This window comes from Flavobacterium sp. XGLA_31, from assembly GCF_051547105.1.
In the GTDB taxonomy this organism is placed as follows: domain Bacteria; phylum Bacteroidota; class Bacteroidia; order Flavobacteriales; family Flavobacteriaceae; genus Flavobacterium.
Window position 1 is genome coordinate 1 of sequence record NZ_JBPTTM010000006.1, and the last position, 24,983, is coordinate 24,983.

18 protein-coding genes are annotated in these 24,983 nt (G+C 38.8%); 8 read left to right on the forward strand and 10 right to left on the reverse strand.

The window, feature by feature from the left end:
- The first annotated feature begins 12 nt into the window (after positions 1–12).
- The gene (gene nhaA / locus ACSVH6_RS10815; protein WP_438078629.1) at positions 13–1,158 is read left to right on the forward strand and encodes a Na+/H+ antiporter NhaA; all 1,146 of its coding nucleotides are present in this window, start codon (positions 13–15) and stop codon (positions 1,156–1,158) included.
- Here the strand turns inward: nhaA and corA are convergent.
- Complete coding sequence (gene corA / locus ACSVH6_RS10820) at positions 1,155–2,225, reverse strand: magnesium/cobalt transporter CorA (protein ID WP_438078366.1); 1,071 nt, start codon at positions 2,223–2,225, stop codon at positions 1,155–1,157. The two genes, nhaA and corA, sit on opposite strands and share 4 nt — an antisense overlap.
- 69 nt (positions 2,226–2,294) lie before the next feature.
- On the opposite strand from corA, the gene hutI reads away from it, so the two are divergent.
- Positions 2,295–3,533, forward strand: coding sequence for an imidazolonepropionase (gene hutI / locus ACSVH6_RS10825; protein ID WP_438078368.1), 1,239 nt, complete (start codon positions 2,295–2,297; stop codon positions 3,531–3,533).
- 47 nt (positions 3,534–3,580) lie between these two features.
- Here the strand turns inward: hutI and ACSVH6_RS10830 are convergent, their stop codons facing one another.
- Positions 3,581–4,465: a hypothetical protein gene (locus tag ACSVH6_RS10830; protein ID WP_438078370.1), complete on the reverse strand. Its 885-nt coding sequence runs from the start codon at positions 4,463–4,465 to the stop codon at positions 3,581–3,583.
- 95 nt (positions 4,466–4,560) lie between these two features.
- Here ACSVH6_RS10830 and ACSVH6_RS10835 point away from each other — a divergent pair, with 95 nt between their 5' ends.
- On the forward strand, positions 4,561–5,598 hold the full coding sequence (locus tag ACSVH6_RS10835) for a formimidoylglutamase (protein WP_438078372.1): 1,038 nt from the start codon (positions 4,561–4,563) through the stop codon (positions 5,596–5,598).
- 343 nt (positions 5,599–5,941) lie between these two features.
- A complete protein-coding gene (locus ACSVH6_RS10840; protein WP_438078374.1) occupies positions 5,942–7,195 on the forward strand; it encodes a DEAD/DEAH box helicase in 1,254 nt (417 codons plus the stop codon).
- On the opposite strand, the gene ACSVH6_RS10845 is transcribed toward ACSVH6_RS10840, so the two are convergent.
- From ACSVH6_RS10845 to holA, 5 genes are all read right to left on the reverse strand, one after another.
- Positions 7,192–9,339 (reverse strand): response regulator, encoded by a 2,148-nt coding sequence (locus ACSVH6_RS10845; RefSeq protein WP_438078376.1) that lies wholly within the window; start codon positions 9,337–9,339, stop codon positions 7,192–7,194. The two genes, ACSVH6_RS10840 and ACSVH6_RS10845, sit on opposite strands and share 4 nt — an antisense overlap.
- Positions 9,340–9,477: 138 nt before the next feature.
- Complete coding sequence (gene ettA, locus ACSVH6_RS10850; RefSeq protein ID WP_438078378.1) at positions 9,478–11,172, reverse strand: energy-dependent translational throttle protein EttA; 1,695 nt, start codon at positions 11,170–11,172, stop codon at positions 9,478–9,480.
- 30 nt (positions 11,173–11,202) lie between these two features.
- Positions 11,203–11,385 carry a CAL67264 family membrane protein gene (locus ACSVH6_RS10855; RefSeq protein ID WP_438078380.1) on the reverse strand — a complete coding sequence of 61 codons (183 nt, stop codon included), beginning with the start codon at positions 11,383–11,385 and terminating at the stop codon, positions 11,203–11,205.
- A gap of 108 nt (positions 11,386–11,493) precedes the next feature.
- Positions 11,494–15,444 carry a reprolysin-like metallopeptidase gene (locus ACSVH6_RS10860; RefSeq protein ID WP_438078382.1) on the reverse strand — a complete coding sequence of 1,317 codons (3,951 nt, stop codon included), beginning with the start codon at positions 15,442–15,444 and terminating at the stop codon, positions 11,494–11,496.
- A gap of 191 nt (positions 15,445–15,635) precedes the next feature.
- The gene (holA, locus tag ACSVH6_RS10865) at positions 15,636–16,640 is read right to left on the reverse strand and encodes a DNA polymerase III subunit delta (protein WP_438078384.1); all 1,005 of its coding nucleotides are present in this window, start codon (positions 16,638–16,640) and stop codon (positions 15,636–15,638) included.
- 46 nt (positions 16,641–16,686) lie between these two features.
- Between holA and ACSVH6_RS10870 the strand changes: the two genes are divergently transcribed.
- The 3 genes from ACSVH6_RS10870 to ACSVH6_RS10880 all read left to right on the forward strand — a co-directional run bounded on the left by ACSVH6_RS10870 (position 16,687) and on the right by ACSVH6_RS10880 (position 19,063).
- Positions 16,687–17,148, forward strand: a complete 462-nt coding sequence (locus tag ACSVH6_RS10870) for a type I restriction enzyme HsdR N-terminal domain-containing protein (protein WP_438078385.1) — start codon at positions 16,687–16,689, stop codon at positions 17,146–17,148.
- Positions 17,149–17,152: 4 nt separating this feature from the next.
- A complete protein-coding gene (locus ACSVH6_RS10875; RefSeq protein ID WP_438078387.1) occupies positions 17,153–18,139 on the forward strand; it encodes a glycosyltransferase family 2 protein in 987 nt (328 codons plus the stop codon).
- An 87-nt stretch (positions 18,140–18,226) separates the two neighbouring features.
- Positions 18,227–19,063, forward strand: a complete 837-nt coding sequence (locus ACSVH6_RS10880) for an OmpA/MotB family protein (RefSeq protein ID WP_438078389.1) — start codon at positions 18,227–18,229, stop codon at positions 19,061–19,063.
- Between the two features lie 77 nt (positions 19,064–19,140).
- Here the strand turns inward: ACSVH6_RS10880 and ACSVH6_RS10885 are convergent, their stop codons facing one another.
- Both ACSVH6_RS10885 and ACSVH6_RS10890 read right to left on the reverse strand, forming a co-directional pair.
- Entirely contained in the window at positions 19,141–19,761 is a 621-nt protein-coding gene (locus ACSVH6_RS10885) for an L-threonylcarbamoyladenylate synthase (RefSeq protein WP_438078391.1), read from the reverse strand.
- Between the two features lie 45 nt (positions 19,762–19,806).
- Complete coding sequence (locus ACSVH6_RS10890) at positions 19,807–22,140, reverse strand: ATP-dependent helicase (RefSeq protein WP_438078393.1); 2,334 nt, start codon at positions 22,138–22,140, stop codon at positions 19,807–19,809.
- A 379-nt stretch (positions 22,141–22,519) separates the two neighbouring features.
- Here ACSVH6_RS10890 and ACSVH6_RS10895 point away from each other — a divergent pair, with 379 nt between their 5' ends.
- Positions 22,520–23,044 (forward strand): hypothetical protein, encoded by a 525-nt coding sequence (locus tag ACSVH6_RS10895; RefSeq protein WP_438078395.1) that lies wholly within the window; start codon positions 22,520–22,522, stop codon positions 23,042–23,044.
- A 49-nt stretch (positions 23,045–23,093) separates the two neighbouring features.
- Here the strand turns inward: ACSVH6_RS10895 and ACSVH6_RS10900 are convergent, their stop codons facing one another.
- Entirely contained in the window at positions 23,094–24,842 is a 1,749-nt protein-coding gene (locus tag ACSVH6_RS10900; RefSeq protein ID WP_438078397.1) for a hypothetical protein, read from the reverse strand.
- Between the last annotated feature and the right edge of the window lie 141 nt (positions 24,843–24,983).

Consider the following 24,983-nt stretch of genomic DNA (forward strand, 5'->3'; position numbering starts at 1 on the left):
ATCTTTGAATTTATGCAAATAAGCAAACTTTTCAATGATTTTTTTAAAAGTGAAAAAGCCGGTGGCTTCACTTTAATCGGCTGTACCTTACTATCATTACTTCTGGCAAATTCAAATTGGAGCGAAAGTTATTTACATCTTTGGCATTTTCAAATGAACAATCATCCTCTTGAATATTGGATTAATGATGGGTTGATGACCATTTTCTTTTTGCTAATCGGATTGGAATTAGAAAGAGAAATCTACGCAGGAGAGTTATCAAACCTAAAAAATGCATTGCTTCCCATCGTAGCTGCTTTGGGTGGTATGCTGGTTCCGGCGGTTTTGTATTTGAGTTTAAATCACGGAACAACTACACAATCAGGAGCGGGAATTCCCATGGCAACAGATATTGCTTTTGCTATTGGTATTTTGTCACTGTTAGGAAATAAAGTCCCCACTTCATTAAAAGTCTTTTTAACCGCGTTGGCTGTGATTGACGATTTAGGAGCTATTTTAATCATTGCTCTTTTTTATACTAAAACCTTGCTTTGGAGTAACCTTTTAATCGCATTAGGGATATTTGCCTTTTTGCTTTTATTAAACCGATTGAAAGTCCGTAACCTGATTCCATACATACTCGGAGGGATTGTAATGTGGTATTTTATGTTGAATTCGGGAGTTCATGCTACCATAACGGGGGTACTTTTAGCCTTTGCCATCCCGTTTGGCAACGGAAACGAGAAATCAACTTCTTATATTTTACAGTATTATTTGCATAAACCGGTGGCCTTTATTATCCTGCCGCTTTTTGCCTTAGCCAATACAGCTATCGTCCTGAATTCCAATTGGCACGAAGCATTAAATTATAGCTATACCTTAGGAATAGCTTTGGGATTAATCGTTGGAAAACCATTAGGTATTTGGTTTTTCAGTTACATTTCAGTGAAATTAAAAATAGTCAAACTGCCCGAAGATTTAAATTGGAAATCTATTTTAGGTGTTAGCTTTTTAGGCGGTATTGGGTTCACCATGTCAATATTCATCACACTCCTAGCCTTTTCAGACAGTGCTCACATCAATAATGCCAAAATCATGATTTTACTCTCCTCTCTTATAGCCGGAATTGTAGGTTTACTTTATTTGAAGTTGATACTGAAAAAAGGGCAACCTTCCTAGTACCACTTTTTCTTTTTGAAATAGTAAATCATTCCTAAAAGCAGCAGGAACATGAGTCCTAAAATAATGAAATAGCCATAAGGCCAATGCAACTCGGGCATGTTTTCAAAATTCATACCGTAAACTCCAACAATAAAAGTAAGTGGCATAAAGAAAACCGAAACCACCGTCAGGGTTTTCATTACTTCATTCATTTTATGACTCTGTGACGAAAAAAAGAAGTTTGCGGCACTGTCTAAAGTAGTCAAATCGTATTCTATTTGCTCCAAAAGCTCCAAGCATTTTTGGTGCAAGCGTTCAAAAAAAGTAAAATTGTTGGGTTCAATCGCATTGAAAACATTGTCGTCCTTAATGCTTTTGATAGAGTATAACGAATCGCGCAACGGAATAATAGAACGTTTCAAAAAGTTGTAATTATCGCGATGCTTTTCAATTTGTTCTAAAATGGAAAGATTAGTATTTGTTTTTGATAAATTAATCAGTTCTTCCACTTTGTCTTCTTCGGTTTCAATTGTAATGTAGAAGTTTTCCATAATGGCATCCAACAAAAGATATAAGAGATAATCTGCTTTTTTGGTTCTGACAATGCCTGAATGTGAGCGGATGCGTTCCCGAATGTGAGTAAAGAAATCACTTCTTTTTTCCTGAAATGAAACCAAAATTCCATTCTTCAATAAAAAACTGATTTGTTCTACTTTGATGTCATTACTCTCTGCCTCGGGTAAAAGGGATTTGACGTTGAAAAACAAGGTATCATGGTATTCATCCAATTTGGTTCTCTTGGTAGTATTCAAAATATCAGACAACATAAAATTATCAACCCCAAGATAATCACCAATGCTTTTAATCACCTCGGTTTCATTGAGTCCATGAACATTGAGCCAATTGGTTTTAGCAAAATCAATATGTTTTTGCATTTCACTTACATCAAATTCATGGTACTCCGCCAAGTCGGGATCATCATAAACAAACAACTGAATTTCGGTTTGTGTGTACTTGTGAACACCGGTATATTCAAGCAAAGTGGGTTGCACTTTTTTACCTTTCTTGTATTTTATTTTTCTCACGAATTCTAAATTTGTTTAAATTTAAGAATATTTCTTTTTTTCAAACTATTTTTACCGAAAATCATCCGAATGCAAACGCTACTCATCAACATAAAAGAATTATTGCAAGTCAGAACAACTCCGGTTGACAAAGTTTCCGGAGCGGACATGGCCGTTTTACCTTCAATCAAAAATGCCTTTTTGCTGATAGAAAATGATAGTATTGCCGCTTTCGGTCCCATGGAAGATTGCCCGAAAATCAACGCAGACAAAATCATTGATGCCACAGGAAAAATAGTTTTACCATCTTGGTGTGACAGCCATACACATATTGTATATGCCGGAAATCGCGAGCAGGAATTTGTAGACCGCATCAATGGGTTGAGCTATGAGGAAATTGCGAATCGCGGCGGTGGTATTCTAAATTCGGCCAAAAAACTCAATGAAACTCCTGAAGAAGAAATCTATAATCAGTCCAAAAAACGCTTGGAAGAAGTCATCCAACAAGGCACCGGAGCGGTTGAAATCAAATCGGGTTATGGTTTAACCGTAGAAGGCGAACTGAAAATGCTTCGGGTAATAAAAAAATTAGCCGCTGATTATCCTATTGCCATAAAAGCCACTTTCTTGGGTGCTCATGCTTTTCCGTTGGAATACAAAGAAAACCATGCCGCTTACATTGATATCATTATTAACGAGATGCTGCCCAAAATCGCTGAAGAGAATCTGGCCGATTACATTGATGCTTTTCTGGAAACCGGATATTTCTCGGTAGAGGAAAGCGAACGAATCATGGAAGCCGGAAAACAATATGGCCTGCGCTCTAAAATACACGTAAATCAGTTTACTGCCATTAACGGAATTGCTACTTGTGTGAAGCACAATGCCCTTAGCGTAGACCACCTCGAAATTGTGACTGATGAAGACATTGAAGCGCTCAAAGGATCCGATACCATGCCGGTGGCTTTGCCCAGTTGTTCTTATTTTATCAGTATTCCGTATACTCCTGCCCGAAAAATGCTCAATGCCGGTTTACCACTGGCCTTGGCCACTGATTTTAACCCGGGAACTACACCTTCCGGAAATATGAACTTTGTGGTGGCAACTGCCTGTATCAAAATGAAAATGACTCCCGAGGAAGCCATCAATGCTGCGACTATCAATGGGGCGTATGCTATGGGGCTTTCGGAAACCCACGGCAGTATAACCGTAGGCAAAAAGGCGAATCTGATTATGACCAAACCATTAAATTCCTTTTATGAAATTCCGTATGCCTTTGGCAGCAACCTGATTGAAACGGTACTGTTAAACGGTATTCTTATTGCATAAAAAAAGTCCCGAAATCGGGACTTTTTTATTAGCTGTATTTAACACTATTATCGCAACGAGAAACTGCTTTTAGAAACCAATTCGCCTTTGTCAAATACATTGACAAAATAGGTTCCTTTGGCAAAATCTTTACCCGGTAACTGCTCTTTTACATCTACCGTTTTGTTTTCATATTTTACCGTTGTGGTAAAACTGTATGTCAAGGATGTATCACCAAAAGAAGTAGTGGCTTTATCTCCTAACACATTATTTTTAGGGTCTATCACCTGAATATAATAGGTTTTATCACCTGACTTGGCTATTTTATTTTCGGCTATGGTAAAACTAATTTGCAACAAATCAGCTCGGCTGGATTTATCAGTTTCTATTTGCTTTCCGGAGCTTCTTTGTTTATAAGCCGCTGTTTTTAAATTGGTAACAGACAATTTTTGTCCTTTTTCAACAGTTTTAGCCAATTCTTCATTTTGTCCCACCAAAACCTGATTGTATTTTTTAGAATCTTCTAATACCACTTTGGTGCTGTCCAGATTAGTAGTCAAGGTTTGATTTTCTTTTTTCAGATTATCCACCTGAACCATCATATCTTTCATCTTAACTTCCAAAGCTTTGTATTGACTTTTATATTTCTGCAGGGAAGCATTGTCTCCTTTAGACTTTTTCAATTCTTCCATCAGCTTTACTACTTTGTCGCGTTCCGCAATGAGCTCGTCAGACATAGAGGTATTTTCTTCCAAGGCGGCATCGTACGTTGCTTTTAAGGCTGCTAAGTCTTTCAATACCGCTTCCTTTTCTGATTTTGTGGTGGTTACAGTAGTTTCCAATGATTTTGCGTCTGAAGTTAGTTTGAAAATATAAACCAAACTGATCACCAACAGTAACGCCAATAGCCCAATTATTCCTTTTAGTTTTGAATTATTGTTCTGATTTTCCATGTCTTAGAATTTTTATTTAACAATGTTAATACTATTTAATTTAGTAACGAAAATTACGCATTTTTATTATATTTTTGAAGAAATATTTTTATTCAATGGAAAATATACTTCCGTTTACCATCACTGATTTGGCCAAAGTAACCAACCACCGAAGTGGTGAAGTGAAGTTTGGCGAAAAAATGCTCACCATTCCCAAAGAGGGAAATCCTATTGAATTCATCAAAAACAGCGAAGCCAAATATGTCCTTTTCGGTATTCCCGAAGATGTGGGAGTCAGAGCCAATTTTGGCCGTCCCGGAGCCGCTTCTGCCTGGAAGAGTGCCATCAGCAGTATTGCTAATATTCAACACAATCGCTTCTGCAAAGGAAGTCAAATCATTATTCTGGGTACACTCGATGTGGCGGAAGAAATGAATCTGGCTAAAGATTTGGATTTTCATAAAACCGCCGATAGAAAACAACTGAGTCTGTTGGTTGAAAAAATTGACAAAGAAGTGGTACATGTGATTACTACCATCATCAAATGCGGTAAAACACCTATCATTATTGGTGGCGGGCACAATAATGCCTACGGAAACATCAAAGGAACAGCGCTCGGATTAGGAAAACCCGTTAATGCCATCAACTTTGATGCGCATTCCGATTTCAGAATTCTGGAAGGACGCCATAGTGGTAACGGTTTCTCTTATGCTTATGAAGAAGGTTTTTTAAAGAAATATTTCATCTTTGGTTTACACGAAAATTACACCTCCAAAAATGTCATCGATATCCTGAAAAAAATGGAAGATCGGGTAAATTACAATACGTATGATGAAATCAAGGTACGCCAACAAAAGAACTTTCAACAAGAGCTCAATACGGCCATGGAGTTTATCAAAAATGAAGCTTACGGTATTGAAATTGATTTAGACTCCTTGCCCAACATTGCCAGCAGCGCTATGACGATGAGCGGATTTTCGGTAGAAGAATTGCGTCAGTTTGTAAACTTTTTTGGCAAACACCGCAATGCTACCTACCTGCACATTTGTGAAGGTGCCCCCGAATTAGGAGAAGAAAAAAACAACCATCTGATAGGCAAATTAATTGGCTATTTGGTAACCGATTTTATCAAGTCGAGAAGAGAACTTTTGTAAAAGAGTACTAAAAACTAAATGATGAGTACTGTAAATTAAATAACGAGTACTCTAAATTAAATAATGAGTACTCCAAACAAAAGAAATAGTTCTCTAAATGAAATAACGGGTACTCCAAACAAAAAAAACAGTACTCCAAACTAAATAACGAGTACCCCGAACAAAAGAAATAGTTCTCTAAATGAAATAACGGGTACTCCAAACAAAAGAAGTAGTTCTCCAAACTAAATGAGGAGTAACCCCACGAAAAAAGGAGGTTAACGTTTCTCAGCAACGGCTGTTGTCATGCCAAATTTAAAAACCCTATCTTTGCGACAACTTACATTAAACGTAAGTCCTATTTATGTTATTTGAAGATTTATCATTATCCAACAGTATTCAGAGAGCCGTCTTTGAAGAAGGATACACCAGCCCAACCCCTATTCAGGAAAAATCAATTCCCATCATTTTGGCCGGAAAAGATTTAGTAGGTTGTGCTCAAACCGGAACCGGAAAAACAGCCGCTTTTGCTATACCTATAATTCACAACCTGCACCGTATGGTGGGGTCCTCCAAGAAAACAAAACAAATTCGTTGTTTGGTAGTAACGCCTACCCGAGAATTAGCGGTTCAGATTGGCGAAAGTTTTGACACTTACGGAAAGTATACCAACCTGAGACAATTGACCATTTTTGGCGGAGTTTCACAAGTACCGCAAGTGGACCAATTGAAAAAAGGGGTTGATATTTTAATTGCCACACCCGGCAGATTATTGGATTTGCACAAACAAGGCTTTTTGGATTTTGACCATTTGCATTTTTTGGTCTTAGACGAATCGGATTTGATGCTTGACATGGGTTTTATCAACGATGTCCGCAAAATTGTAAAACTAGTTCCAACCAACCGACAAACGCTCTTGTTCTCAGCAACTATGCCGATGGCCATTCGGGAATTGGCGGATACATTTTTAAACAAACCGGAATATGTTTCGGTAACCCCGGTATCATCAACTGCTGAAATCATAGAGCAACAGGTTTATTTTGTTGACAAAGAAAACAAACGCGGGCTATTATACCATTTGATTCGCAATGAAAACCTCAGCAACGTCTTGGTTTTTGTACGTACCAAACACGGTGCCGACAATGTGGTCAAAGCCCTGAAAAAGCATGGCGTGAATGCCGAGGCCATACACGGTGACAAATCGCAGACCGCAAGACAACGGGTACTGGATCATTTTAAAAGCAAAGAAATTTCGGTGTTGGTCGCTACTGATATCGCGGCCCGAGGGATTGATATTGAAAGTTTGCCTTATGTCATTAATTTTGATTTGCCGAATATTCCCGAAACCTATGTACACCGAATCGGTAGAACCGGTCGCGCCGGCAATGGCGGTATTTCGATTTCATTTTGCGGCAAAGACGAGGAACCGTACTGGAAAGATATTTTGAAACTCATCAAGGTGAATGTCAAAACCATCAAAGACCATCCGTTTCCGTGGAAAGACTCCGAGCCCAATCCGGATGCCAAACCTGATTTAAGAAATAAAAAGAAACCTGACGGACAATCCAAATCGAGAAAGTCAGACGCTTCTAAGAAAAACAAAAAACGCTGGTATTAACCGGCGTTTTCGTTACTGTTTTTAACCTGATTGGTAATAACCTGATACAACTTAGTGGGTTCAAACGGTTTCACCATAATGTCATTCATCCCGACTCCTAACGCTTCTTCCATGACTTCCTGTTTGTCAAAAGCGGTCAGGGCGATAATTGGGGTAGTGATGCCTTTTTCCCGAATCTTACGAGTCGTGTCAAATCCGTTGATTAGCGGCATGTTGATATCCATCAAAATCAAATCAAAAGATTCGCGTTCCAAAGCTACTAAAGCAGCATATCCATCATCCACTATGGTGCAGCTCATATTGCTGTTTTGGATGATTTTTTTGGTTACCATTTGGTTGATTTTATTGTCTTCCACCACCAATATATTGTACAAATGACTTGAAGACAAATCTACGTCAATGTTGTTGATGATTTCTCTTGATTTTTCTTCATCATACTCAAATCCGATGGTAAAATAGAACGTAGTCCCAACATTTTCTTCGCTTTCCAGGTGAATTTCACTGCCAAACAGTTCTATCAATCGGGAAACTATTGACAAGCCTAAGCCCGTGCCTTGATAATCTTCTTCCTTGCGTTCAATCTGAACAAACTTATCGAAGATTTTTTCCTGGTCTTCTTTGGCAATACCAATACCGGTATCCTTGATTTTGAACTCAATATAATACATATTGCCTTCTGTTTTCTTTAAATCGGCTATGATGGAAACTTCTCCGTTTTTGGTAAATTTCAGAGCATTGCTGACCAAATTCATAATGATTTGAGACAACCTCAGCTTATCTCCAATTAGAAATTCCGGAATAGCGGTGTCAATTTCAATGATAAGCTTATCATTATTCTTGTCGGCGATATACTCTACTGAGTTTTTAATGGTGGTTATTTCGTCGGTAAGATTAAAAATCAGGCTTTCCAAAACGATGCGTTTCTCTTCTATTTTATTAATCTGAAGAATATCATTCACTAAAGACAATAAATACTTAGCCGAAAATTTAAGCGATTTCAGATGCGGGCTGTTGCCCAGTTCCTTATGCTCATCTAATATAATGTTGGTGATACCGATAACCCCATACAAAGGAGTTCTCAATTCGTGCGTAATGGTAGAAACAAACTGTGATTTGAGTTGGGAAGCCTCTTCCGCTTTTTCTTTGGCTGCTTTTAGCGCTTCATTGGCTTGTAACAGTTCTAAATTGGCCTGTTCTCTCAGTTTGATATTCTTGTACAACGTGAGTAAAAACAATAACAGCACAATAAGAATTGCAATAAACAGAATCACAATCAGCTTGGATTCTTTAAGGCTCTTTTTGTGTTTCTCATTGGCCTTTTCCACTTTATCCAACTGAATTTTATACTCATCCAATTCGATTTGAGTGGCCGCCTTTTTGATTTTGTCTAATTTGTCCTTGGAATACACCTGCTTGCTCAAAGAATCCAGTTTCAGTTGATACAATTTGGCTTTGGCTAATTCATGGAAATGCTTGTAATGACGTATCTGATTTTCGTAAATGTTAATTAAAAAGGAATCAAAACCCTGAGTTTCCGCAATTTTTTGAGCTTTAGAATAATAGTTTTCGGCAGTGGCTTTTTGATTGATATTGGTGGTGTAAATTCCCAACAAAAGATACATCGACATTTTAGCATCATCAGAACCACTGGTCAAAATCTTGTCTTTGATGTCTTTAATTACTTCATTGCCTTCGTCAAATTTATCAATCGAAAAGTAGGCACTTGCCAAATTAATTTTAGTATATTCTATCTGAGGGATATCTTTACTTTTAGTAGCATAATACAATGCCTTTTTATAGTAAGCAATCCCTTTATTTACATCTATTTGATTGAAGTAGTAAACGCTGCCAAGGTTGCCGTAAATCCAGTTGTAAAGTTTGTCTTTTTTGACTTTCTTAGCATAAGAAAGCGCTTTATTGTAAAACTCTATGGCTTTTTCTGATTCTGAACATTCATTGTATATACCGCCAATCGTGTTGTATGATTGAGCGATGTAAGAATCATCATTAATTTCGAAAGAATTGACCAAGGCATGTTTGGAAAACTCGAGTGCATCATCATATTCAGCATCGTTAAACTCAGCAACGGCCCTGTTGAGCAAATTTTCTATGACGGCTTTTTCTGCTTTATGATTTTGAGCCATAGCAGTGGTTAAACAGAAAATTGCCACGAATAAAAAACTATAAAATTTAGCTCTTATCATCACTTTTGTTGAATCCTCAAATATAAAGATTTCCCCCATAAAAAAATCCCGATTACTCGGGATTTTATCTGTAAATTGTTAATTTCTGACCAACTTTCTGTATTTAATTCTTTTCGGAGTCACATCCGTACCTAAACGTTTCTTTTTGTTTTCCTCGTATTCGGAGAACCCACCTTCAAAATAGTATACTTCTGAATTGCCTTCAAAAGCTAAAATGTGGGTACAAATTCTGTCTAAGAACCAACGGTCGTGACTGATAACTACAGCACAGCCGGCAAAGTTCTCCAAACCTTCCTCTAGTGCACGTAACGTATTAATATCTAAATCATTCGTTGGCTCATCAAGCAATAACACGTTTCCTTCTTCTTTTAAGGTCATGGCCAAATGCAAACGGTTTCTTTCTCCACCCGATAATGCCGCAACTTTTTTGTTTTGATCACTTCCACCGAAGTTAAAACGAGATAAATACGCTCTCGAATTCACTTGTCTTCCGCCCATCATAATTAATTCTTGACCGTCACAGAAGTTCTCCCAAATGGATTTATTCGGGTCGATATTAGCATGGGATTGGTCGACGTAAGCAATCTTCACGGTATCTCCTATGATAAATTCTCCGGCATCCGGTTTTTCTTCCCCCATAATCATTCGGAAGATTGTTGATTTACCGGCACCGTTCGGTCCGATAATTCCAACAATTCCTGCTTGTGGCAAAGTAAAGTTTAAATTATCGTATAATAATTTGTCTCCGAAAGCTTTGGCTACGCCTTTAGCCTCAATGACATTAGTTCCTAATCTCGGACCATTCGGGATGTAGATTTCTAATTTCTCATCCAACTCTTTTTGGTCTTCATTTAAAAGTTTGTCGTAGTTCTGTAAACGGGCTTTTTGTTTGGTTTGTCTTCCTTTGGCTCCCTGACGTACCCAGTCTAACTCGCGTTCTAATGTTTTTCTGCGTTTAGAGGCCACTTTCTCTTCCTGCTCCATACGTTTCGATTTTTGGTCAAGCCAAGACGAATAGTTTCCTTTCCATGGAATGCCTTCTCCTCTGTCTAATTCCAAAATCCATCCGGCTACATTATCCAAGAAATAACGGTCGTGCGTTACCGCGATTACTGTTCCGGCGTATTGTGCCAAATGTTGCTCTAACCAAAGTACGCTTTCTGCATCCAAGTGGTTGGTAGGCTCATCCAAAAGCAATACATCAGGTTGTTGCAATAACAAGCGACATAAGGCTACACGACGTTTCTCTCCTCCGGATAATACACTGATGGGCATATCGCCTTCCGGTGTACGAAGCGCATCCATGGCTACTTCTAATTTATTGTCAATTTCCCAAGCACCGCAGGCATCAATTCTATCTTGTAATAGTCCTTGACGTTCCATCAGTTTGTCCATCTTATCCGCATCTTCATATACCTCCGGCAAACCAAACATATCGTTGATTTGGTTGAACTCTTCTAAAAGCGCCATCGTTTCCGCCACGCCTTCACGAACTACTTCGATAACGGTCTTGTTCTCATCTAATTGAGGTTCCTGTTCTAAATACCCTACCGTATAACCCGGTTGGAAAACCACATCTCCTTGGTAATTTTTATCCACACCGGCAATAATCTTCAACAACGAAGATTTTCCCGAACCATTCAATCCGAGAATACCAATTTTAGCTCCGTAAAAGAAACTTAAATAGATGTTTTTTAGTACTTGTTTGTCACTTCCCTGATACGATTTACTCAATCGCTGCATCGAAAATATTACTTTCTTATCGTCTGACATTTTAATATAATTTACTTTTTAAACGTATGATTAAACTCTTCCTTTCAAAGAACTGAAAACCCAGGCATTGGCTAAAAAGCCGACTCCTACCGCTCCGAATCCCCAACCGGCTACATCGGCATAGCGATAAACGCCTAATGCTATCAGGATTAACCCCATGATAATCATGATTAAAGTGGCCCAGCCTAAGACTGTATTTTTATTCATTCCCATATTTTGTGGTATTTAATTGTAAAGGAGAGGCAAATATCGGTATTTTTTTTAACTAAAAAAGCATTCTTCACAGAATGCTTTTGAATCTATTTACCGCTTTATGTTAAATTAAAAAGCAGGATAATTGGCAAATAAGGATTTGTTGTAATTTGCTTCCCAAATGGTAAAATCTGAAAGATCTACAAATCCGTCTCCGTTCAAATCGGCGGCATAGTATCCGGTTTGTGAAGCATTATAATCGACTTCCCAACCTGTAAAATCAGAGAGGTCCAAAAAGCCATCCTGAACAATATCTCCTGAATATAAGCCATAAACCCCACTTTCCAAAAGAATCATATTACTGCCGTATGCTTTATTAATTGCATTAGAAAAATCATACGTAAGCGGAGTTGACCCCACAGTGACAGGTGTTGCACTCCATGTCATCAGTGTGTTTCTATGTTTTACAACTAAATAAAAGGAACCACTTGGTGCTGTATTGAAACTGGCTGTAGCCGATCCATTTGTTTGTAATGCCACTGTGGTTGTAGCAACTAAAGCCCCTGTAGATGAATTTCTCAACTCAACCGCAATATCATCAACAAGAGTTGTACTGCTGCCAATACCCTGATTGGCTTTTACCGGACGCATATTGTGGGTAGTTGTGTTGTAATATCCTTCTATAAAAAGTTTTAAGTTTACTACTGATGTACAAGAAGTAATTGTCAAATTCAAAAACTCGGTATCTCCGCTCGCATTAATTCCGGTATAGGTTCCACTACTGGTGTAAGTTTGATTATTTACTGCCCAGGTGTAAGAACCACAAGAGGTAGCCGTAGTTGTAGGAGGTGTTAATGTAGTCACATTAACCGTATTACTGGCATTGGAAACATTTCCGGCGGCATCTTTCGCTTTGACTGTAAACGAGTAAGTTGTGGCATAGGTCAATCCGGAAACCGCATAGCCTGTAACTGTGGTAGTTGAGCCTAATAAAACTCCGTTTTTATAAATATCATAACCTGCTACGGCCACATTATCTGTGGATGCGGTCCATGCCAAATTAGTAGTTCTTTGTGTAGTTCCCGAAGCGGTCAATCCGGTTGGAGTTGATGGGGCTGATGTATCTGCCACAACCACTACAGTATAATCCTCAACTTGTCCGTAAGAAAAAGTTTCACACGACGTTGGAATAGCATTGTATTTTAAAGAAACTCTCATGCGCGTAGCGCCCAAAGTAGCCGTTACCGGAACAGTGAAAGTTCCCGAAACCGGAGTTGTGGTTGAAGCAGCTTTAGTCCAAACTGTTTCTCCCGCATCTGCAAAATCACCGTCTTTGTTATAATCAATAAAAACCGCGTAACCTTCGCTGTACGCTGTTGATGTCCAGGTTGGAGTTATTGTAATGGTTTGAGCAGTTCCTTGTGTTATATTAGTGGAAATTGCTGTAAAATCGGTATAACCTGTACCGCCGGTCGAAGTATTATCAATAGAGCCCAATTGTACTCTGCCTATTAATTCATCTGCTACACTATTTCCCTGAGAAGTACAATAGGTAAACAAAGCAGTTGTTACACTAACTGAATTACTGGCAGCGGATGTGTTTCCGGAAGCATCCTTTGCTTTCACTGTAAAAACATAGGTGGTATTTGCTGTTAGACCTGTCACCGCATAAGTAGTGGCTGTAGTAGTAGAACCCAATAAAACAGCGTCTTTATAAACGTCATATCCTGTTACCCCAACATTATCTGCTGCAACTGTCCAGAAAAGATTCGTTGCGGTGGATGTGGTACCCGAAGCAGATAAGGTAGGTGCTGTTGGCGCTGTGGTGTCTGATAAAGTGGTTACGGAAACTGTATTGCTGGAAGCAGAAACATTTCCGGCATTATCACGTGCTTTTACGGTAAAAGAATAAGCCGTAGAAGGTGTTAAGCCTGTGACGGCATAAGTAGTGGCTGTGGTAGTGGAACCCAATAAAACAGCACCCTGATACACATCATAACCGGTAACTCCAACATTATCGGTTGATGTTGTCCATGATAAATTAGTAGAATTTACAGTTGTTCCGGAAGCACTTAAAGTTGGAGCTGAAGGAGGCGTTGTATCTGATGAAGCCGCGGTTATAGTAAAATTAGTATTGGATACATCGAAAAAGATATGACTGCTACCCTTTACCATAATTCTGTTAGTAGTCCCTTGAGTACTTGGTAAAGTTACAGCTTGTGATCCATCGTTCGGCGTGGCAGCCAACAATGTAGACCAAGTGGTCCCTCCATCCGTTGAAATCAGTATATCTACATTAGCACAATTGACTCCATTGGTCGTAGTACCGGCCACATTCCATGTTATGGTTTGGGTACTTCCCGCTGGATAGGAAACTACAGTATTGGGAGAAGTCACAGCAAATGGTCCCGCGGTAGCATTGACCGTAACAACCATATCATCACTATTATTAGCCGGTCCTCCGGTATGATTGTCACGCACTGTAAGCCTGAAATTCAATGTTCTTGCAACAGAGGGTAATGCTTCTACAGTAATTTCAGTTCCTGCAGTGGTGGTTGCTCCGGCCAATACAGAAGACATTTTAGGAAAATAGCGTATGGGCGATGTTGTGGGGTTATATGATCTAAAATTGACCCCGGAAGTTTTTGTAGCACTCGGTGCTGCTGAAGTCGTTTGTGAATCCATTTGTTCCCAATCATAGGTAAGCGTATCACCATTTGCATCGGTTCCTGCTCCGGTTAACATGAACGGCGTGCTTTTAGGAACAGTATAATCCAAACCGGCGTTGGCAGTTGGAATAGCATTTCCTGTAGCAGTATTCGTTTGACAAGTCGTTGTTTTAATATAATTTGTAACCTGTTGAATACTTACAGCATGAAAGTAGGCATCAGAATGGGGTTGCACATCAAGAGAGGTGATTCCGGCGTAACCCATAATTGTAGAACCGCTACCCGGTTCCACTTGTACACCGGTACCTTCATTGCTATGAGTAAATGTATGATTGGCGCCAAACTGGTGTCCCATTTCATGGGCTACATAGTCTATATCAAAATTGTCTCCTGACGGAATTCCATCAGAGGGAGAAGTAAATCCGCTCCCTTTATTTTCATCAGTAGTACTGCTTGTATCATCGACACAGACGCATCCGATACAACCGGCATTTCCGCCACCGCCACTGGCTCCAAAGAGATGACCTATATCATAAGCTGCGTTTCCAATGGTATTCGTCAGGTTGTTTTGTAACTCTGTATTCCAAGCCCCTCCTGCCCCGGTGGACGCAGCAGAATAGGGATCTGTTGAGGCGTTGGTATAGATTAACACATCATTATTGGCAATCAAATTCATATGCACACCAAAATCAATTTCAAAGACACCGTTTACGCGGGTCATGGTATTATTCATCGCTGCTAAAGCCAAAGCCTTTGTGCCTCCAAAATAAGCCGTATATTCACCTGTAACCGAAAGGGCCAAACGATAAGTTCTCATTAAAGCATCGTCAGCATTTGGGCGGGCTGTAATTCCTGTAGTGGTAATATCATTTTGCACAGCGGTCAATACCTTACATTCAAAAGTATTGAGTGTTGCCTTTTTATCTGATTTTTTATAAACCACATAGGAGCTCAAATCAGTTGCAAATGGTTCGATAAAAACGGCGGAACGGTCAGCCGAAATGAGCATACTTTCCAATCCCAGCGGTGAAACACTGAAATAAATTGTAGATGAGGGGATATCAATCCCTTTACCGATATAGGATTTGATGTCCGGAAACTTCGCTGCCAATTGAGGATCCATATTGGAATTTTCCTCTATGTTGAATTGCTCCAGTTTTCCCTCAGTATTCGGAAAAGAAAGTATACTATTTGATGGTTGATTTGAACTGAATCGCTTGGGAGCAGTCGCTAATATTTGTTTCAGTTTTGTGACATCTAACTCATAAAGCTGCGGATTGCTTATTTCTTTCTTATTTTCTATCACTACAGCAGATGATTTTAACGAGGTTCTTTTCCATAAACCATCATTATTTTGACTAAATGTTAAGGCAGTAATTAAAACTGTAATTGCGGATAAAAGATGCTTCATAATAAATTGGTAATGACATATTTAAAAAGGGAAAACAAAGATAAACGGTTTTAATAAAGCTCCCAAGATATTAAGGGAACCTACCAAATTTATCGTTAAATAGCACTACAGCATAAGAGGATTCTAACAAGCAGCTAAGGGAGCAATAAGGAAAACAATTGAACAGCTAAAATCCCTACTTGGAAAAAGCATCAATTAAAAATAGTCACTAGCATTTCTTTCAACAAATCGCCATGCGGGAGTGCATTAGCTCCTACTCCTTTGCTTTTCACATCAATATCGCGAAGTTTACCGACAATGGCACTTACTTTTTTCATCGGATAATGACGCAAAGCCACATCATAATCTTTTAAGAAATAAGGATTCACTTTCAATACTTTAGCTACATTAGCCGGTGATTTGTCTTTAAGTCCGTGGTATTGGAGTAAGGAAGAAAAAAAACTAAAGACCAGTCCGGTAGTCACTACCAAAGGATTATCTTTTGTATTATTGGCAAAATAAGCAGCAATTTGGTACGCTTTCAATTGGTTTTTTTCGCCTATGGCTTTTCGGAATTCAAAGACATTGAAATCTTTGCTGAAACCGATATTTTCTTCAATGTGATTTGGAGTAATAGTACTTCCTTTTGGCAAAATAATTTCCAGTTTGGTCAATTCATTGGCAATTCGGCTCAAATCATTTCCTAAAAATTCCACCAACATGGCCATAGCCTTTGGTTCTATATCGTATCCTCTGCCTTTTAAAACCCGTTTAATCCATTCGCCGACCTGGTTTTCATACATTTTTTTACTTTCATAAACCAGACCGTGTTTGCCCAATACTTTGGTAACTTTTTTTCGTTTGTCAAGTGTTTTGTATTTATAAGCCATCACCAAAACCGTTGTAGGTTGGGGATTTTCGGCATAGGATTCGAGTTTATCAATAGTTCTGGAAAGTTCCTGAGCTTCTTTTACAATAACTACTTGACGTTCAGCCATCATCGGATAACGCTTTGCATTGCCTACGATATCCTCAACCGTCACGTCTCTTCCGTACAATACCATTTGATTGAAGCCTTTTTCTTCTTCAGTCAACAAATTATTCTCCAGATATTCCGTGATTTTATCAATATAATAAGGTTCTTCTCCCATTAGAAAATAAATGGGTTTAATGTTACCGGCCTTAATATCATTAATGATTTTTACTACTTCGTCCAAAACAAGTTAATTTGGTTATTCGGTTAATTGATAATAGATTTGTTGCATGCAAAAACTCAATTTTCCTGCTTATTCGTTTCGCTTCAAAAATAGTGAAAATAAAGTGTCTATTTTTGATGACATCCGGAAAAAGTTTATCATTTTAACTCCCGAAGAATGGGTAAGACAACACACGGTTCAGTTTTTGTTACATGAAAAAAGCTATCCAAAATCCTATATCAACGTTGAAAAATTAATCAAAGTCAATGATTTAAATAAAAGGTATGATGTAGTTGTTTTTCAACCTGATGGGAGATTATTTTTATTAGTTGAATGCAAAGCTCCTGAAGTAAAAATCACGCAACAAACCTTTGATCAAATAGCTCGTTATAACTTAACACTAAAGGCAGAATATCTGATGGTAACCAACGGACTAAATCATTACTTTTGTCAAATGGACTTTGAAAATGAAACCTACATTTTTCTAAAAGAACTACCCCATTTTTCAAATAACCCATTAACCCTATAATCATTTGAAAAAAATTGCTGTTGTCATACTGAATTGGAACGGAGCAAAACTATTAGAACGGTTTTTACCTTCGGTGTTGGCTTATTCTGAGCAAGCAACGGTCTACGTAGCTGATAATGCTTCCACTGACAATTCAGTCGCTGTGATTAAAGCTCAATTTCCCTCCGTAAAGATTATTCAGAACGAAGGCAATTTTGGTTTTGCAAAAGGCTATAATGTAGCTTTACAACAAGTCGAAGAAGAGTATTATGCTTTAGTAAATTCTGATATTGAAGTCACTGAAAATTGGCTCCAAGCTCCGCTTTCTATTTTTGACAACGAACCTAATATTGGCATCATCCAACCCAAAATATTAGACTATAAAAATAAAGACTACTTTGAATATGCAGGTGCTGCCGGTGGTTTTATTGACAAATTCGGTTATCCGTACTGTCGCGGCCGGGTATTTGACACTATTGAAAAAGATAACGGTCAATATGATGATGAGCAGGAAATCTTTTGGGCCAGCGGCGCCTGTTTTTTTATCAGAAAAGCCATTTATCAAACACTACATGGTTTTGACGATGATTTCTTTGCACATCAGGAAGAGATTGATTTGTGCTGGCGTGCGTTTAATTTAGGTTTCAAAGCCAAATACACTCATTCCTCTGTGGTTTATCATGTGGGTGGGGCTACTTTAAATGAGAGCAATCCAAAGAAAACATTTCTGAACTTTCGGAACTCCCTGTTAATGCTGGCTAAAAATTTGCCGGAAAAGAAGATGTTCCCTATTATTTTTGCTCGACTTTGTTTAGACGGTTTGGCCGGGATTCAATTTATTTTCAAAGGAAAATTTGTGCATTGTTGGGCAATCATCAGAGCTCATTTTGCTTTTTACAGCCTGATTAACAAAACATTAAAAAAAAGAAACCGTTCATCACTGGAAAACTACTATCGTTCACAGAGCATTGTATATCGCTACTTCGTACAAAACGGCACCATTTTTGAGTAATGATTTTAACAAGAGTTTATCATTCGAATAAACTGACTAAAACTAAAATAATCCGTACTTTTGTTAAAATTTTAATTACACTATCTTATGAAAAAAGTAATTTTTGCACTTTCGTTATTCGCACTGACGTTAACTTCTTGTGGCTCAAAGAAAAAAATTGCCGCTTTAGAAGCTCAAAACAAAGAATGTCAAGACTTATTGAATTCAACTACTGTTAAACTGAACTTATGCTTATCTGAAAAAGATGCGCTTTCCAAACAAAATGACTATTTAAAACAAAACAATTCCGATTTGATTAACAATTCGAAAGAACTGACTGTTTTAACTACAAAAGGGGCTCAAAATTTAGAGAAATCATTAGAAAGTTTAAAAGAGAAAGATCTTAAAATTTCCCGTCTGCAAGATGCCTTAACCAAAAAAGACAGTGTAACTTTGGCTTTAGTAACCAGCTTAAAAAGCTCCGTAGGTATTGCTGATCCGGATATTGAAATTAATGTAGAGAAAGGTGTAGTTTTCATCTCTATTGCTGATAAATTATTATTCAAAAGCGGAAGCTATACCGTTAGTGACCGAGCTAAAGAAGTATTAGCTAAAGTAGCTAAAGTAATCAACAGTCGTCCTACATTTGAATGTATGGTAGAAGGTCATACTGATAACGTTCCGTTTACCGGAAATGCCATTTTGCTTGACAACTGGGATTTAAGTGTAAAACGTTCAACGGCTATCGTAAGAGTCTTAACCAAAGATCTTGGTGTTAGCCCGGCTCAATTGATTGCAGCAGGAAGAAGCGAATTCATTCCATTAGTGGATAACAACACCGCTGACAACAGAGCTAAAAACAGAAGAACCCGTATTGTGGTAATGCCAAAAATTGACGAGTTCTACGACATGATTGAAAAAGAAATGAAGAATCAGAAGAAATAATTTCTTTAAATAATATAAAAAACGTCCCGAGAAATCAGGACGTTTTTTTATGCTTTGAACTTTGCAAAGTTCTCTTGCTAAAAAATATCCGGATCTCCTTTACCTTCACGAATCACTATCGGCTCATATCCTGATAAATCTATCACCGTAGAACCGACATTATCACCATAACCTCCGTCAATTACCATATCCACGCGATTTTGCCATTTCTCAAAAATCAATTCCGGATCCGTAGAGTATTCCAACACCTCATCATCATCGTGAATTGAAGTAGAAACAATAGGATTGCCCAGCATTTTTACAATTTCCAAAGCAATGTTGTTGTCCGGCACGCGAATCCCAACAGTTTTTTTCTTGCGGAACTCTTTGGGTAAATCATTATTCCCGGGCAAAATGAAGGTATAAGGTCCGGGTAAAGCCCGTTTTAATATTTTAAAGGTCGAAGTGTCTATTTGGCGCACATAATCAGACAGATTGCTTAAATCACTACACACAAATGAAAAGTTAGCTTTTTCCAACTTGATGTCTTTGATTTTGGCTATGCGCTCTAATGCCCTGCTATTGGTGATATCACAACCCAAACCGTAAACTGTATCGGTAGGATAAATAATCAAACCACCGTTACGCAATACTTCCACTACTCTTTTAATGGCTGCCTCGCTGGGCTTGTCTTCGTATATTTTGATAAATTCTGCCATAATTTAGATTGATTGTTAAATCTTTAGATTGTATTGCAAAACGTTTTAGCCAATTACATCCAGTTTGGCAAATCGAAGTAAAAGTTTCTTAATGCCACCCACTTCAAATTTGATTTCTGCTTTTTTATCTGCTCCTACTCCTTCCAAATTAAGCACTTCGCCTTTACCAAAGCGTTCGTGCATGACTATATTCCCAATAGTTAATTTGCTGTCAAATAAATTAGTACTGCCACTGGGTGCATTACCCGATACCGGTTTCAATTTACGAATATTTACCGAAGAGACCGGTTCTTCTCCATAGGTTTTTGGCGGTGTTCCGGCTACAGGTTTTACAGTACGCAATTTTGATTTATCAATATCGCCAAAAATATCCAAATCAATACTCGGTTTATAACGATAACCACCCATGTCATTGGAGTTGATGTATTCTAAATACTCGTCTTTAATTTCTTCAATAAAACGCGAAGGTTCGGCATCAGTAAGTTTGCCCCAACGGTAACGTGACTGGGCATAGGTTAAATACGCCTGATGCTCAGCCCGGGTGAGTGCCACATAAAATAGGCGGCGTTCTTCCTCAAGCTCACTTCTCGTATTTAAGCTCATGGCACTCGGAAACAAATCTTCTTCCATGCCTACTACAAACACATACGGAAACTCTAATCCCTTAGCCAAGTGAATGGTCATCAAAGCTACTCGGTCATCATCACCGGTATCTTTATCCAAGTCAGTTGCCAAGGCCACATCTTCCAAGAACTCCGATAAGGCGCCACGGGCTCCGTCAATTTCTCTTTGGCCTTCAATGAAATCTTTGATACCGCCCAACAGTGTTTCTATATTTTCTATTCGGGCAATTCCTTCGGGGGTTCCGTCTTTTTTGAGTTCCTGAACCAAACCGGTTTTCTTGGTCACATGCTCCGTCAGTACAAAAGCATCCTGTTGCTCATTGATGACTTGGAAACTCTTAATCATCATGACAAAATCCTGCAGCTTGGCTTTGGTACCAGCATTGAGTTTTAAATCAATCCGTTCAATGTTTTCCATTACTTCAAAAATGGAACGTTTGTAATGATTGGCCGCCACGGTAAGCTTTTCAACAGTACTGTCACCAATACCACGCGCGGGGTAATTAATTACCCGAATCAGGGCTTCCTCATCTTTAGGATTAATGACCAAACGCAGGTAACACAACACATCTTTTATTTCCTTGCGTTGGTAAAACGACAGTCCTCCGTAAATACGATACGGGATATCGCGTTTGCGCAACGCATCTTCCATGGCGCGTGACTGCGCATTGGTGCGGTACAAAATTGCAAACTGCCCGTTGTGCAATTGATTGCGCATTTTTTGTTCAAAGATTTCTCCGGCTACAAAACGGCCTTCTTCTCCGTCGGTGATGCTGCGGTGGACTTTTATTTTGGGACCAAAATCATTGGCAGTCCACACTACTTTGTCTAATTTGGTTTTGTTTTTATCAATAATCGAGTTGGCCGCTTCTACAATATTCTTGGTCGAACGGTAGTTTTGTTCCAATCGATAGGTTTTTACATTGTCATAGTCCTTTTGAAAGTTCAAAATGTTATTGATGTTCGCTCCGCGAAATGCATAAATACTCTGTGCATCATCGCCCACCACGCAAATGTTTTGGAAACGGTCAGATAGCGCTCTGACAATCAAATACTGTGAATGGTTGGTATCTTGGTACTCATCTACCATGATGTAACGAAAACGGTCTTGGTATTTGGCCAACACATCGGGAAAGCGGTTTAAAAGTTCATTGGTTTTAAGCAACAAATCATCAAAATCCATGGCACCTGCCTTAAAACAACGCTCTACATAGTTGGCATAAATTTCTCCCAGTCGGGGCTTTTTGCTCATGGCATCCTGCTCCTGAAGTTCGGGATTGTTGAGATAGGCTTTTACGGTAATCAGCGAGTTTTTGTACGAGGATATTCTTCCCAGCACTTGCTTGGGTTTGTAAATGTCTTTGTCTAACTGCATTTCTTTGATAATGGCCGAAATAAGCCGCACACTGTCTTGGGTGTCGTAAATCGTGAAATTAGACGGATACCCCAACTTATCGGCCTCGTTGCGAAGAATGCGGGCAAATACCGAGTGGAACGTTCCCATCCAAAGGTTTTTAGCCTCGTTGTTTCCCACAATGTCGGCAATACGCTTTTTCATTTCGCGGCCAGCTTTGTTGGTAAAAGTCAAAGCCAATATATTAAAGGCATCCACCCCCAAACTCATCAGGTACGCAATACGCATCGTGAGCACGCGGGTTTTACCCGAACCCGCACCGGCAATGATAATCATGGGGCCGTCTTTTTGGTATACGGGGGCTTGTTGGGCTTCGTTGAGTTGGGAAATATACTGTTGCATTTTTAAGTACTGAGTGCTTTCGTTGATTTGGACAAATTTAAGGTTCCTGTGATGGAATTGCAATAGCATTTCAGCTAATTATCAACAGCTAAAATCAAAATAATATTTCCTGCTCCAAAACTGAAGGTTTCAGGTTTTGAAGTGCATGTTTCCGGTCCCAGACCTAAAACTTCTGGTCCCAGACCGCATTTTTTAGGTTCAGAACCTAAAGTTTGGGGTTAACAGACCTGAAATTTTAGGTCTCAGACCCAAAGTTTCGGGTTTCAGACCTAAAGTTTGGAGTTTTGTACGGTATTTTTGGATGATTGAAAAAGAAACTTCCCTTATTTAATTGGGTATAATCCTTTATATTTGTCAAGAAAAAAACCGTAATACTGTTATGAATACCGATAAACTTTTAGAATTAGCATTTTACACCTTACCCGCTTTGATAACCGGTGGTGTGGCCTATTATTTCTTCCAGATGTTTGTGCAAAATGAAGAAAAGAAACGTCATTTTTTGCTGATGCGCGAAAACCAAAAACACTCCTTGCCTTTGAGATTGCAGGCCTATGAGCGCTTGGCGTTATTTCTGGAACGCATCAATCCGGCAAAACTGCTGATTCGTGTGGCGCCCTTGAATGACGATAAAGTAGCCTACCAGAACCTGCTGATTCATCATATTGAACAGGAATACGAACACAACCTGGCACAACAAATTTACATTAGCGATGACTGTTGGACCATGATTATAACAGCTAAAAATACGATCATCCAACACATTCGTAAAACCACTTTAGACGCTTCTATCCCGGATGCCGACAAGTTGAGAGAAACCATATTGAGCACCTTACTTCAGGACGAAACGGCTACCAATGTAGCACTGACCTATCTGAAAAGTGAAGTCAGCCAAGTATTAGGATAACAAAAAAGCCTTCTCGTTGAGAAGGCTTTTTTTATGTTATTCTATTTCATTAATTATCCCTTAGGACATGAACCGTTCCTGTCAGAGTATGTGTAACATTATTACTATCTTGATAAGTACCATTGAAAGTCATGTCAATATACTCACCAATATTTCCGACTGTACTCAAATTAAACTGAATATTAATGTTATTACTATTATTGCCTAAAATTGAATTAGACCCAGAATTTCCAATATAAAAATCATTTTGGGTATAAAATCCCGGAAGAATACTATTTCCTCCAATAGTAATGTTTTGGGTTGAATTTACTTCACCGTAAACTGAAAAGTTTCCTCCTTCAACGATACCCTCCAGATTATTTAAAAAAACTACTGGTGTATTAGAATCGATTTGATAGGAAATGAACTCGGAAACAGTATTACAAGCTGTGAGTATCCCAATAGTTGTGTTGGGGGTGGTAAAGGTATAATTAATTTGATTGGTGGATTGAAGGTTATCATAATCAACTCCTTCTAACAAAAAAGCATTGTTCGTGCTGCAAACCAAAGTGTTGATGCTAAAAGCACCATTAGTCACTGCCGAAAATGAGGTATTGGTTCCATAATGCAATGCGACATAGCCATTGGTCACAGGGGTGTTGTCACATTTATTCAGCGTACCTGTTACTGTGGTGGTCTGAACGGTAGAAGTTGGAATCACAATTGCCGGCAAAATGGTATTGGCTGTAAAAGGCCCTACCGTACTAGTGTAAATTACATTTCCACACGAATCCAATACCGTCAACGTCATGCTTTGATTGGAAGGGACTAATCCGACAACCTGTCCATTGACATTAGTTACCCCGTAAGTTGTATAAGAAAAACCATCGGCCAAAAGCCCTACATGAACATTAACTAACGGATGCCCATTAGCATCAGTTACCGTACTCGTCAGAGTTACCGTCGGAAACGGTGCATCACAATTCCACCAGGAAAAATGGCTTACCTCTCCAATGTAATTGTTTCCTACTTTGGTGGCTACACCGTCTTCTTTCCAATAGCCTTTGGCTGCATCAAAATGCCAAAGCGGAATACTGGTTGGTGCTGTGGCCAATTGTGTATCATCAATTTTCATGGTTATTTCGGCTGTATGTCCTTCGGCCAGATTTAGTTTTTGTCCGGCTTCTCCGCGTAATTCCACATTAATCATTCCAAAAGTCTGCAATACGGCTTGTTCATTAGTAGCCGTTTGCGCATATAACATACCCGGCATTAAAGCATCCAGATTCGAATTACTTGGCAATAAGTGAAACAGCGTCACCGAAACCGTTCCGGTATAAGCCGCACCGCTTTCATCCTGAAAAGCACCGTCAAAAGCTACTTTAGTTCCATTCTCCAAAGCCACCTCGCTGGCTGCATCTGATGCTACGGTTGCCGTAGGTGCATTGGATAATAACATGATTTTTACATTATTTCTTCCGGTAGTCGGAATCAAAGAACGGGAACCGTCAAGATATCCTATTTTGGTCGCGGTAACATAAGCAAACTTTTCGTGTACCAAAGCGTGATTGATCATAAACACCCCGTTAACATCCGTTTGTGCCGTTGTGCTGCCTATGGTTACTGTGGCACCCTGAATAGGGTTATTGTCTTTGTCTACAATTTGACCGATAAAATCACGGTTGGCAGTGTTGCCAAAGTTTTGGGCAAAAGCCGTATCGTTATTCGTATTTAAACCCGAAGTCCCGTCATTGGGGTTACAACTGACCATAGTCAAAGCGGCTAAGAAAAGCCCAATACCTCGTTTGATTTTTTTCATAGTGTTTAAGAAGTTTATTCAGGATAAAGATAAATAAAATCCTAATGAAGTTGATTTTAAAAACAAAAAAAGACTCATTAAAAGAAACACACCAACTTGTTATAAATAAAAAGATTAGTGTTTATTTAAGCTGAAAATTAT